The following is a 12,399-nucleotide window of genomic DNA, read 5'->3' as shown; positions in this document are numbered from 1 at the left end:
AATCATGTTGATACCCATTCTTTTGACTGGGTATTTTTATGGTCGAAGATAAAGTGTTTGAAATTGTGTGGAATTATTTGTTCTAAAGGGTGGTCTGATGCTTTGCATGACAGTGATATTTTGTTAACCTTGCCACTTTACCAAAGGAATTTACCATGACTAAAAACACATTTCGCTTATTGAGCTTTTTACCTGCCCTTTTTTGTGCTGGATTGCTTGGTTATGCGTATTATGTGGAATATCGTGATTTCTTATTGCCGTGTAATTTGTGTATCCTACAACGTGTGGTATTCTTTGCCATAGGGGCATTGTTTTTATTGGCATTACTCAAGCCAGCTTTGCATTGGGGACGAAAGTTGTTTGGTGGCTTGCTGGCATTAACAACGGCGACTGGTATAGCGATCAGTGGAAGACATGTCTGGATGCAAGGTTTACCCCCAGAAGAAGTACCAGATTGTGGCCCAAGCTTGGGTATGATGATGGAAAATGATTCTATTTTCAGTGCATTATCTACTGTACTAACAGGCTCTGGCTCTTGCGCAGAAATCAAGTGGGAATTATTTGGACTTTCTATGCCGACATGGACTTTGTTCTGTTTTATCGGCTTATTTATTTACACCCTTATTTGGACATTTATCAAGGTGGAATCATGAACACAGTTAATCAATCTCAAGAAAAAAACAAAACTACAGATTGGAGCGTTAACAGCTGGCAAAATAAAACTGTACGTCAACAAGCCACCTATCCAGATAAAGTGGCCTTGGCAAATGCAGTTGATACATTAAGCTCTTTACCGCCTTTGGTAACATCTTGGGAAGTTAAAAAGCTGAAATCTCATTTGGCAGAAGTGCAACACGGCAAACGCTTTTTAATTCAAGGCGGTGATTGTGCTGAAACATTTAGTGACTGCACATCTCCTATCATTTCGAATCGATTAAAAGTATTGATTCAAATGAGTTTGGTCTTAATCCACGGCTGTCGTACACCAATTGTACGTGTTGGAAGGTTTGCGGGACAATACGCCAAACCGCGTTCCGCTGACACAGAAACACGCGATGGAGTGACTTTACCATCATTCCGTGGTGACATTGTCAATGAAAACGAATTTACTGAACAGGCACGTCATCCTGAACCTAAGCGCATGTTGGAAGCCTATCACCACTCAGCCATGACGATGAACTTTGTTCGTGCATTGGTTGACGGTGGGTTTGCAGACATCAGACACCCAGAATACTGGGATTTGGCTTGGGTAAAACATTCCCCGAATGCGAATAAATTTCACGAATTGGTCGAGAAAATTTCTGATTCAATTAACTTTGCTGAAATACTGGCGGGTAGAGAAGTCAATAACTTATCTAATGTAGAATTCTTCAGTTCGCATGAAGCACTGCATTTACACTATGAGCAAGCCTTAACGCGCCAAGTACCGCGCCAAGATGGTCATTTTAACCTCAGCACCCATTTGCCTTGGATTGGCCTGAGAACCAATCAGATGGATTCTGCGCATGTGGAGTTGCTGCGTGGCATTGAAAATCCTGTCGGCGTTAAAATTGGTAAAGAAACGGAGTCAGATCATTTGGTTGATTTGGTGCGCACATTGAACCCCAATGATGAAGACGGTAAAATCATTTTGATTCACCGTTTTGGTGCTGAAAACATCGAAACGCACTTACCTCGTTTGATAGATGTGGCACAAAAAGCCAAGTTGAAAGTGGTTTGGGTTTCTGATCCCATGCATGGCAACACAGAATCAACTTCTAATGGTTATAAAACACGCCGCTACGAAAATATCCGCAAAGAAGTGGAAATGTCATTCAAAACACACAAGGCCAATGGTTCACACTTAGGTGGTGTTCACCTGGAGTTAACTGGTGAAAATGTCACTGAATGTTTGGGTGGTGCACGTGCTCTACAAGAGGCGGATTTGAGCAAAGCCTACACCACGCAAGTCGATCCGCGTTTGAACTATGAGCAAGCTTTAGAGTTGGCCTTCGCCATCAAAGATTTTCACAGGGCTTAACTCTGAATAAAATCTATCAAAGGCGGCCAAGTGCCGCCTTTTTTTATTTCAAATATTAAATTATTTGAGCCGTACGTTTTCATATAATATTTTGTTATTTGTATTGATATTGATTTTTAAGTTTGTAGTTGTATAATTTATTTGCACACACAAGCTCAAACATAATAGGAATTTTCTATTTCTATTTCTATTTCTATTTCTATTTCTATGTGTATGTGATTCTTATTCTTGACATAAATAATTCAAGAGTGATTTTTAACTATTATTTAAAAATATTTATTATGAAATATATAAACAAAATATCAATATTACTTCTTTTTTTAATTTCTTATCAAAACGCCAATGCCTCAACAAATTATGATGTGACTTATTGCTATACCTGTACATTGTCAGACATGAAAGCGAAAGCAAAATATAAATTAGCTAACTATAATAGTAAAACTGTATTTGTGATTAATGCTCATACTGATGAAGTCAACACTTTTGAAGTTACTAAAGAAGTAGAACCTGGTTTTTACCATATTTTTGTTAGAAAAATAACTGGGCCTTCTAACGAAAAAATGATTGTTGAAAATACCATTCAGAATTTTAAATTATTGAAAAATATCAATGCTGACCCAATCACTTTTCAACAGCTTCATTACAGAAACACCAGAAATTTTCCGGTAACTGCACATATGATGGTATCCAGTCCAAACGCAGTGGGCCAATTAGTTTTTTCTGTTTCTAGTTTATTAAGTGAGAGGGCCAGTGAATCATTGTTAAATTCTATAGACAGGCAAGTAAGTGGTATTGCAAATAAAGTTATAGGGGATAAGGAGCTTAGAGGTGAGGTATATCATATTAAATTTAATGACGGCAGTACTGTTGAAGTTATAGTTACAGGGGTCGATATAGATGGAAACAATAAGAACCCTATAGTAAGGGTAAGCAAAGTAGAGGGCTCAATGAAAGACAGTGAGGGTAATATACTTCCAGATGATGCTAATGGCCTTATTGGGCAGCAATTTGACTTAGGCGGTGGCGGCGGTGATGCTAATATCGCGGCTTGGATGAGTATGTTAAATAGATTGAGATCAGTTGGCCATGTGAGTGGGAACAGATGTTATTGGGAGAATGAAAATCAAGTGATTTGTCCATTTGAAGATCAAAATTAATATATTGTAGTCAAGATTAAAAAGGCGGCCAAGTGCCGCCTTTTGTGCTATGTTGTATGTATCAATTTTCGAAACCATCCTCAAAAATCAAATCATCATCCACATCAATTAAAAAATAATTCATGGTGGCGGCCATTAGATCGTTGCGTTTTTGTTGAGACGTGATGGTTTCAAAGGGGAAGCCGAGGTGTATGACTTTATATACACCTGTATCGACATAGGTGCAGGCGAATTGCGCGCCACTGTATTGTAGACAATGGTCAGCTTGACTCAGTGCTTGTAGTTCGTCGGGGTACTCCACTTGGTAGCTGTGGTAGCTACCGTCATCGAATTGTATGTTGTTGATGCCAGCGTAAGGAGAGCCTGACAGGCCAGTGGCTTCATAAGTGCCGGCATCGTCTGACCAATAGGCTGTCATTAGGGTGTTGTTGTAGAATTCTTGATCCGATGCCGAACCCAAGTTGTCTAAATCCCAAGCAATTTCTGCACCACTGATGAAGAGCTGTCCGCCTTGATTAAGGTAAGTCGCGATTAACGATTGTTCAGTACTGGATAGCGTCACTCCCAAACTGGACTCTTCACCCAAAGCCCACAAAACGGCAACATAGTCACCAAGGTCGATTGAGCCTGCCTCTATGCTTTCATTGCTGGCTGAATCAAAAGCCACCTGTGAATCTGACAAAGCATCACCATGTTCAACCACATAATCAAAGCGGTTCATTTGGCGCAGATACATGCGATCAACAAAGCCACCAATATCCGGCATATTCTCATAGATTAATTGGCCAGAATTCAATCTGTCGAAACCATTGACCACCAGCACTTTATTTTGACCATGCGGCAAACGAGCTCCCAACACTTCTGAATCCAAAGACAAGCCGCCTTGGTTTTTCCCTTTCACTTTGAAATACAGGGTTTGTCCAGCTTGCAAGCCATTGAAACTGTGTGACAAACCATTGACCTCAATGCCGTTGTCAAAGTTACGTCCATCACTGGAGCGGTAAATGACATAACTGGAAGCTGCATCGCCCAGCACACCACTGACATCAGTCGGTGCGGCTTGCCATGAAATAGTCAAAGTCTGACTGTCTTGAGACAGCACTTGTAGTTGTTCGGGGGGTTCAGGTAATAAGTGGGCTGTGACACCATCTCGTGCGGCAAAGTATTTCACGATGCCTTGATAAACCGCACGAGCGGCTATTTTTCTGAATTGTGGGTGGCGCAAGGCATTGGCATCATCTTCGTTGTCATGAAAAGCCAACTCGATCAAAACCGAAGGCATCTCGTTATTGTGGTTCGGGTTGATTTCACCGAAATACGCTGAGCGTAATCCTCGATCTTGCCAGTTGGCGTCCCAAGAGCCCCTGATGTCATTGATGATTTCATTGTGAATTGCCGTTTGTAAGCCAGCCGAGCCTGCGATGGCTTGTGTTGTGTCGTAGGTGCCATTGGGCGGGTTTGATGAATATATGTAAGTATTCGTGCCACGTGCCGTGCCATTGAAGGCATTGGAGTGCCAAGAAACATACAGTGCATCCTCTCCTGTGTAGTATTCCCAGTCGGCAAACCGAGAACGTGAGGATACATCACCGCTGCCATAAACACTGCTGTTGGCGCCTTGGTATTGTACCCAAGTGCGCGCGCCTTCTTCCCAGCGCGGATGTCCACTGATGATTGAATGATAGTTGCCGCGCACATCACCCATGCCACCGCCCAAACGAACTGCATCGGCAGAAACCGTGGTGCCAGCTTGATCGGATTGGTTGCTTAAACGAACATGGTTGTCACCACCTTGGGTAAAGTAAAACTCACCCAAATGGTTCCATAAATACCTGTGCTTTTGTTGGTTGACAGTAAATTGGGTGTCAATGCCGCCATGTCGAACGGTGTATTCGGCATCAGTGGGTCGGTTACCATTACCTGAATACGAGACATAAACATGGTAATAACCGTCGCTGGGTACGTTCAAAGTCCATTGTGCGTAGGCCGTTTCCGTAGAACTGGTGGTGATGATGCGGTCGGTACCGCCATTGTCCCTGAATGGGTCATTGGTGGCTGAGTAGGGTGCTTGTCCATTGGCAAAGCCATTGGCGCCAGAAGCATTGAATAAATCATCATCCCCAACTTCACTGTAGGCCAAATCCGCTTCATCGACAATCAACATGTCAGAATTCATGTCCCGTTCGCGCAAGGTGAAGGTGGTGGCCCCAGCCAAATCTAAATATTCAAGCAGGTATTGGTTCATGCCTTCAGAATTGACAAAATCCTCAACGATGTCATGTGTGATACCGCGTTGTGTTGACCATTCCCTGAAGTCGTCATAATCAATCCAGCCATGTGCTTGTGAAATAAACAGCACTTTGTTGTTTAATGCCCCAGAATATGGACTGCGTTTTTGAGTGGCTCTGGTTGTTGAGGTGGTTTTTTCGGGATTCAAATCATCAGGCTTTTGAGGCACTGGTTGAATGTTTAAGAAGTTAGACAAAGCCACTTGTTTGCCTTGATACTCGGCACTGATGTGGATGTTTTGGGCATTCGATGACCAGTGTGACAAGTTGAGGTCAATGCTGCGGCTGATGCGTTCCAGTTGTGGTTCAGTCAACTTATGGCGTAAGAAACCTTCATCAAGCCTTAAGCTGACAACAAAATCCTTGTCTGTTATATCAACTGAAATCACTTCGCTGCCCCGAGGCAACAAAGCATCAAAGCCAGATGCAGCACTGGGTATCAGGACATCCTGCACCTGTGCTTCAACGCTCAGAGCGGTTTTTTCGGTGGATTCAACCCATTGACCATTTTGTTGATAGATCAGCGCCACAGATTGGCAGCTCAATAATGCGCACAGCCAGAAAAGCAAAGATTTCATGATTCAATTCGATATAGAACCAGTTTATTATCGCTTATCAACCCAGCGTATTCAAATTGGGCAAAATTGCCTAAAAAAATACAAAGCGTCGCCTGGTTGCGCTTGTGCCAACAGTGAAATTTGATCAGGTAAAACCACCAATATTCTGGGGTAACCACCGGTGACCTGTCCGTCATTGAGGGTCATGATGCTGTCACCGTCAGGTGTGACTTGTAAGCTGCCAGGAACAATGCCTGAACTGCTGATGGTTTTTATTGCTTTCAACTGGTATTCATTGTGCAAGCGCATGCCCATGCGATCGCAGTCTTGGGTGACTTCAAAGGCTTGTTGCCAAAGTGATTGTTGACTGTATGAATCGAACAAATCATATTCCGGGCCAGGTTGGGCGCGAATGACATGGATGGCCTGAGCACTGGTGACTTTTGAGTGTACTTTGGGTCGTTTCCAATCGGCAACAGAGCGGCTTGGTGAATGGTAAGGGTTATTTAATACAATGACATCATTGGCTTGTAACGAACGACCTTGATAACCACCCAGTTTAGCAGACACCAAAGTACTGGTACTGCCTAATGTCATTGGCAGATCAAAACCGCCAGCGACGGCCAAATAAGCCCGCACACCCGAGTGTCGTTTGTGCATCGAAAATACATCGCCAGCCTTGAGGTTAAGGGTTTGTTGGTGGTCAACGTGTCGGTCGTTAATTTGGCAGCAAAAAACAGCGCCTGTGATGGCGATGCTACAATCACAAGCTGTTTCAAAAGAAATGCCCGTCATGGTGATTTCAATCACCGCATCATTGAGGTCATTGGCCAACAGTTTATTGGCATAGTGAGCCGCCGGCAAATCCAAGGCACCAGAAACTGGGATGCCGATGTGGGCCAGATTAAATCGGCCTGCATCTTGAAAGGTAGAGGATAGCCCGGGTTTGATGATGCGCCATTGATTCATTGTTGTGTCAGCCACTGGTCTAGGGAAATCGGAACGAATCTGACGGTGTCCAGTGGTTTGAATGGACAAAATTCAGCTCGCTGCCAATCTATACACTTGAAATGGGTGTGGCCGATGACATGCCAGCCACCAGGACTCTGGACTGGGTAAATGGCACTGTATTGGCCACCTATGGCAACACTGCCTGCAGGCACATTGAGGGTGGGCTTTGATTTCCTTGGTAATTGTAAAGCTTCGCTTAAGCCACTCAAATAAGCAAAGCCAGGTAAAAAACCCAACATATCAACACGGTAATGGACGCTGCAATGGGCTTCTATCAACTGTGATGTGTTGCACTGTAAGATTTCACATACACTGTTTGAATCACTTGCCATGGTGTTGTTCGGGCCTGTTTCGTAATGGTTTGTTTCGTAACACACTTCGACTACATGGGTCTGGCTATCTAATGGATGCCCTTGGCAAGCATCAAGTGATTGGCAAAAGTAATCTTGCCAATGATCGTCTGGAATCACAACTACACTGAACACCAATGTGACTGAAAAGCTGGCCGGAATGATGTTGATTAAATGTCTCGGAGGGTGAGCAATCAGGTATTGTGTTAACTGATGAATCAAAATCAAAGGGTCAGCCTTGTCATCGATATTTTTATTAAAATCGAGGATTAAAGATTGACTGCCGTTAGCACGCAATCGAAACAGCCTGTCATGATCGAAAGCAATCGAATAAGGTGGTGACTGATGTGGTAGATCAGGCATGGATTTGTATGTTATTTTGGATAAACAGTTGGTTCAATAATTGAGCCGCTTCTGCTGCATTGGGTGTGTCGCCATGTAGGCACAGGCTCTGGCATGTGATGTTCAATGGTTGGCCTTCGTCACTGGGTATGGCTCGGCCTTGTGCCAATGCCAATGCTTGTTCGGCTTGTGCTTCAAAATCATCAATCACCGCGCCCTGTATTGTTCTTGGTTGTAAGCGAAGATCGGAAGTATAGCGCCGATCAATAAAAGCTTCAGCGATGAAATGGGTATGTGTTTTAGCGGCGGCGGATTGCATGACTGAATGGGCCAGACCCATCAGTGCCAAGTGTGGATTGATGTCGTGTATCACCTCTATCAATAACATGCTCAAAGACAAGTCATCAGCGGCAAGGTTATACAAGGCACCATGCGGTTTAACATAAGACATCGCCACATTATGGGCATCACAAACGGCCTTCAGCGCAGTCAATTGATGCGCCAGACTGTGTTTTAATGCTGTGTCGCTGAGGTCTATTTTATGGCGGCCAAAGTTTTCACGGTCAGGAAAACTCGGGTGAGCACCAATGCGCAATTGATTGTGTTTGGCCCATTGTACTGATTGTGCCATCACTTCCTCATTGCCAGCATGACCACCACAAGCGATGTTACACGAGCTGATGTACGGCATGATGGTTGCATCAGCGTGGCCATCACTCAAGCTTTCATATTCGCCCAAGTCACAATTGAGGTCTATGTGTAGGATGCCCATGTTATGAAAAGGCAGCCATCAATGATTTGGTGCTCAAAATCAAAGTAACCAAAACCACCACAGCACCAGCTGCATTGTGCCAGTGAGAGTTTTTGAACCGACCCAGTATTTGACTGTTATTCATCAGTGACAACAAAAACACCGCCATCAAGGGTAGTAAAATGCCATTGGCAATTTGTGCAAACCAAATGATAGTGATGGGTTTGTATCCCGATAAAGACAAGCCCAAACCGGAAAACAAGACAACAAATGCGACCGACTCACAAAACATCTTGGGTGCATTGGGCCACATACCGACAATGGCATAACGTGCAGCCAAAGGTGCAGTGATCGCCGATGAAACACCGGCAGCAAATAAACCCAAAGCCATCAGGTACTTGGCTTGTTCACCAAACAAAGGTGTCAATTGCACCGCCATGTCAGCGGCATTTTGAATTTGAATTTGTTGTTGAAAAAACGCTGCTGCTGCGGTGCCAATGATGGCCATGGAGATCAAACCACCAACACCAATAGAAATAACGATGTCTTTGCGTGCTTGTGACAAAGCCACTTCTGGTGAATCACTGTCCTTCCATTGGTCTTTGGCAGCTGTGGCATGTAAAAACAGATTATAGGGCACAACGGTTGTACCAATCAAAGCCACCACAGTCAATAAAGCGCCTTCTGGCATTGAGGGTTCAAAACCTTTGAAAAAGGCACTCATGTCAACATCAACCATGACAAAGGTGCCGACAAAAGCCACACTCATCAGAATCACCAAAGCCGTCATCACATAAGTAATGGTTTTGTTTTGCCCCAAAGCAATCACCGGTGCCGCAATCGCACCAATCACCATAGGCCAAGGAATGTCTAAATCAGGCCACAAAGTAGAAATGCCCAAAACAGCGCCAGCAATGTTGCCACCTTCATAGGCTGAGTTGCCGATAAAAATGGCCAAAGCAATCAAAGCAAATGCTGCATATCGTGCTGTTGGGTTTTTTAATTGGTCAGCAATGTTCTCGCTCAACCCTTTCTTGGTCACCACGCCCAACCGCGCCGCCATTTCTTGTAAAGCCATGCAGGCCAAAACAGAAAACAACAAAGCCCAAAGCAAGGTGAAACCAAATTTGGCACCAGCCAAAGTACAGGCAGTAACCGTTCCGGGTCCGATAAAAGCAGCCGCTACCCAAGTGGCAGGGCCCAAACTGCTTGCTTTGGTCGAAGGCGTGTTGTGACTGGGTTCATTGGGGTTGACTATGGTTTGTGGCATCAATTTAACTCATGGTGAATGCTTTTATTTTAGCTTTGATTTGTTTGCTTTGGTGCTACAATTTATTGTTTAATCTTTTTATGGCAGCATTTAATCATGAGCGAACTGTATCAAGTCAATGAAATCACACAATCAGGTCATTTACAAGTTTCTGAACTGCATTCAATCTACTGGGAAGAATCAGGTAATCCAAAAGGCAAGCCAGTAGTCTTTGTACACGGAGGGCCTGGTGGTGGCGTGTCGCCAGAAACCCGTGGTTTCTTTAACCCTGAAAAATACCGCATCATCCAGTTTGACCAACGCGGTTGCGGTCAAAGCACGCCACATGCCTGTTTAGAAGACAACACCACTTGGGACTTGATTGCTGACATGGAACTGATTCGCGAGATGTTGAACATTGAACAGTGGCAAGTATTCGGTGGTTCTTGGGGCAGCACCTTGGCTTTGGCCTATGCGCAAAAGCACCCAGAACGGGTAACAGAGTTGGTACTGCGTGGCATCTTTTTATTACGCGAAAAGGAACTGCAATGGTTTTACCAAGAAGGTGCCAGCCGGCTTTTCCCTGATGCTTGGGCCACTTACCGTGATTTTATTCCAGAAGATGAACGACATGACATGATGGCAGCTTACCAAAAGCGCCTGTTGTCAGATGATGAAACTGAGCGATTGGAAGCGGCCAAACGTTGGTCAGTTTGGGAAGGCTCAACCTGCCACATGTTCCCTGACCTGAAGCACATCGAAGACACAGCCGAACCCGAGTTTGCATTGGCCTTTGCGCGGATTGAGAACCATTACTTTATGAACAAAGGTTTTTTTGAAACAGAGAATCAATTGATAGAAAACGTCGATCAAATCCGACACATCCCAACTGTTATTATTCAAGGCCGTTACGATGTGGTTTGTCCCTTGGACACCGCTTGGGAATTACACCAAGCATTCCCGGAAGCAGATTTTCAAATTATTGCTGATGCCGGTCATTCAGCTTTTGAACCCAGCATCACATCGGCGTTGCTCAAAGCCACGGATGCTTGGGCAGATTCATGACTTCTGTCAGGTAGCCATTGGCATGGTTTGTGTTAGTATTCTATGAATGATTTCGTACAAGAGGCAATACAATGAAAAAAATAATATACACCATGGCTTTACTGGCATTTTCCCCATTGTCTGTGGCAGCTGAAAAAAATGCGGATACCAAAGTGAATGCTGCAGCTCAATCTGATGTCACAGTGGCTATGAACGCTGAGGGAAGAACCGATGCCGACAAAGCGCGTGATGCCCGCAGTCGGCCCGATGTGACATTACAAATGTTGGGTGTTAAAGCGGGTGACCATGTGTTTGATGTGTTTGCAGGTGGTGGTTACTACTCAGAATTGTTGGCCCGAATTGTCGGTGCTGAAGGTAAAGTCTATCTACACAACAACGGTGCATACCGTGCCTTTGTTGGTGAAGCTTTGAAAAAACGCATGGACAATAATAAGTTCACACAAATGATTCAACATGACAGAGAAGTTGATGACTTGGGCATGAAAGCAGGTAGCTTGGATGCTGCCATGATCATCATGTCATTCCATGATTTGTTCTTTGACGACTCAGAAAATGGTTGGCCACAAATTGATCGCGATGCCTTTATGGGACAAATCCACAAAGGCTTGAAAACAGGTGGCCGTTTTATGATCGTAGATCACAACGCCAAAGCAGGCACAAAAGACACAGTCGCGAAATCTTTACACCGCATTGAAAAGGCTTACGCCATTGAAGTGATTGAATCCTATGGCTTTGAATTGAAAGGAGAATCGAATGTCTTGGGCAATGCCGATGACGACCACAGCAAAAGTGTTTTCGACAAAGACATGCGCGGCAAAACCGACCGCTTTGTTTTGGTGTTCACAAAAGCAGAGAAATAATGTATTTATAGATTGAGTCTGTAGACAACAGAAGCTGTCTGAGACAAGGGTTTTACAGGCTCAAGCTAGGTGCAAGAAATCATTGAGTATATATTGAAATTGTTATATTTGTACAATCTATTGTGATAAGGTTAATATCAATCACGGTATTATATTATCTCAATTCAAGCTCAAACATGTATACAGGAATTCGTCTCATGCTTTGAGTTATGCTCAAAGGGGGAAACGATGAAAAGTATAAATATTTTATTAATGAGCTTAATTCTGAGTTCATGCGCCAGTTTAAATAGCCAGCCTAAATTACAGAGTAAAGTGATTTCTGAAGGATCATTAACAGCAGTAGAAACCAGCCCAGACAACGATGTTGTCTACCTACATACCGGAAAAAATGCAGAAATTATTTGCTCTTCAAGAGGGCAAGATTTTGCAGTTGTTCAATCAGGAGGGGATTCTTTGAGTGCCAAAGAGGGCACCACAAGCTTGGGAGTTGGTGCCAATACATCTTCAGGCGTGGCAGAATTGGGCGGAATAAATCCTGGCGTTTTGTTATCCAGAGAAGTCATGTTCAGGACATGTGAGTTTATGGGTAATTTAAAGTCGATTAACGGCCTAACCCCTGATGTGGCCAAAGAACTGTTTCAAACGTCATTGAATGCTGTGTTGAAAATTTCATCGGATTACAGCAGCAGTCCAGGAACAGGACAAGCCACAGATTCTGTTTCATCCACTGCGCCAAGTGAAAATTAAAA

Annotated in this window: 11 protein-coding genes; 6 read left to right on the top strand and 5 right to left on the bottom strand. The window is 43.9% G+C overall.

Annotation, left to right across the window (positions count from 1 at the left end; all coding sequences use genetic code 11):
* Positions 1-155: 155 nt before the first annotated feature.
* The 3 genes from FET73_RS09905 to FET73_RS09895 all read left to right on the top strand — a co-directional run bounded on the left by FET73_RS09905 (position 156) and on the right by FET73_RS09895 (position 3,177).
* Positions 156-653, top strand: a complete 498-nt coding sequence (locus FET73_RS09905; protein WP_154223782.1) for a disulfide bond formation protein B — start codon at positions 156-158, stop codon at positions 651-653.
* A complete protein-coding gene (locus tag FET73_RS09900; protein WP_154223781.1) occupies positions 650-2,020 on the top strand; it encodes a class II 3-deoxy-7-phosphoheptulonate synthase in 1,371 nt (456 codons plus the stop codon). The genes FET73_RS09905 and FET73_RS09900 overlap by 4 nt, the downstream gene beginning before the upstream one ends.
* Positions 2,021-2,301: 281 nt before the next feature.
* Positions 2,302-3,177 (top strand): hypothetical protein, encoded by an 876-nt coding sequence (locus tag FET73_RS09895; RefSeq protein WP_154223780.1) that lies wholly within the window; start codon positions 2,302-2,304, stop codon positions 3,175-3,177.
* Between the two features lie 61 nt (positions 3,178-3,238).
* Here FET73_RS09895 and FET73_RS09890 read toward each other — a convergent pair whose 3' ends face one another.
* The 5 genes from FET73_RS09890 to FET73_RS09870 are packed head-to-tail and all read right to left on the bottom strand — an operon-like array spanning position 3,239 to position 9,746.
* Positions 3,239-6,043, bottom strand: a complete 2,805-nt coding sequence (locus FET73_RS09890; RefSeq protein WP_154223779.1) for a golvesin C-terminal-like domain-containing protein — start codon at positions 6,041-6,043, stop codon at positions 3,239-3,241.
* A 51-nt stretch (positions 6,044-6,094) separates the two neighbouring features.
* Entirely contained in the window at positions 6,095-6,991 is an 897-nt protein-coding gene (locus FET73_RS09885; RefSeq protein ID WP_154223778.1) for a 5-oxoprolinase subunit C family protein, read from the bottom strand.
* Positions 6,988-7,746, bottom strand: a complete 759-nt coding sequence (locus FET73_RS09880; RefSeq protein WP_154223777.1) for a 5-oxoprolinase subunit B family protein — start codon at positions 7,744-7,746, stop codon at positions 6,988-6,990. Before FET73_RS09880 ends, FET73_RS09885 begins: the two co-directional genes overlap by 4 nt.
* The gene (gene pxpA / locus FET73_RS09875) at positions 7,739-8,497 is read right to left on the bottom strand and encodes a 5-oxoprolinase subunit PxpA (protein WP_154223776.1); all 759 of its coding nucleotides are present in this window, start codon (positions 8,495-8,497) and stop codon (positions 7,739-7,741) included. Before pxpA ends, FET73_RS09880 begins: the two co-directional genes overlap by 8 nt.
* A gap of 1 nt (position 8,498) precedes the next feature.
* Complete coding sequence (locus tag FET73_RS09870) at positions 8,499-9,746, bottom strand: Nramp family divalent metal transporter (protein ID WP_154223775.1); 1,248 nt, start codon at positions 9,744-9,746, stop codon at positions 8,499-8,501.
* Positions 9,747-9,842: 96 nt separating this feature from the next.
* Here FET73_RS09870 and pip point away from each other — a divergent pair, with 96 nt between their 5' ends.
* The 3 genes from pip (at position 9,843) to FET73_RS09855 (ending at position 12,397) form a co-directional block, all read left to right on the top strand.
* Positions 9,843-10,790 (top strand): prolyl aminopeptidase, encoded by a 948-nt coding sequence (gene pip / locus FET73_RS09865; protein WP_154223774.1) that lies wholly within the window; start codon positions 9,843-9,845, stop codon positions 10,788-10,790.
* Positions 10,791-10,861: 71 nt separating this feature from the next.
* Complete coding sequence (locus FET73_RS09860) at positions 10,862-11,650, top strand: class I SAM-dependent methyltransferase (protein ID WP_154223773.1); 789 nt, start codon at positions 10,862-10,864, stop codon at positions 11,648-11,650.
* A 228-nt stretch (positions 11,651-11,878) separates the two neighbouring features.
* Complete coding sequence (locus FET73_RS09855) at positions 11,879-12,397, top strand: hypothetical protein (protein WP_154223772.1); 519 nt, start codon at positions 11,879-11,881, stop codon at positions 12,395-12,397.
* The last annotated feature ends 2 nt before the right edge of the window (positions 12,398-12,399 follow it).

This window comes from Marinicella rhabdoformis, from assembly GCF_009671245.1.
Lineage (GTDB): Bacteria > Pseudomonadota > Gammaproteobacteria > Xanthomonadales > Marinicellaceae > Marinicella > Marinicella rhabdoformis.
The sequence above is the reverse complement of the archived record's forward strand: the minus strand, read 5'-3'. Positions and strand labels throughout refer to the sequence as shown.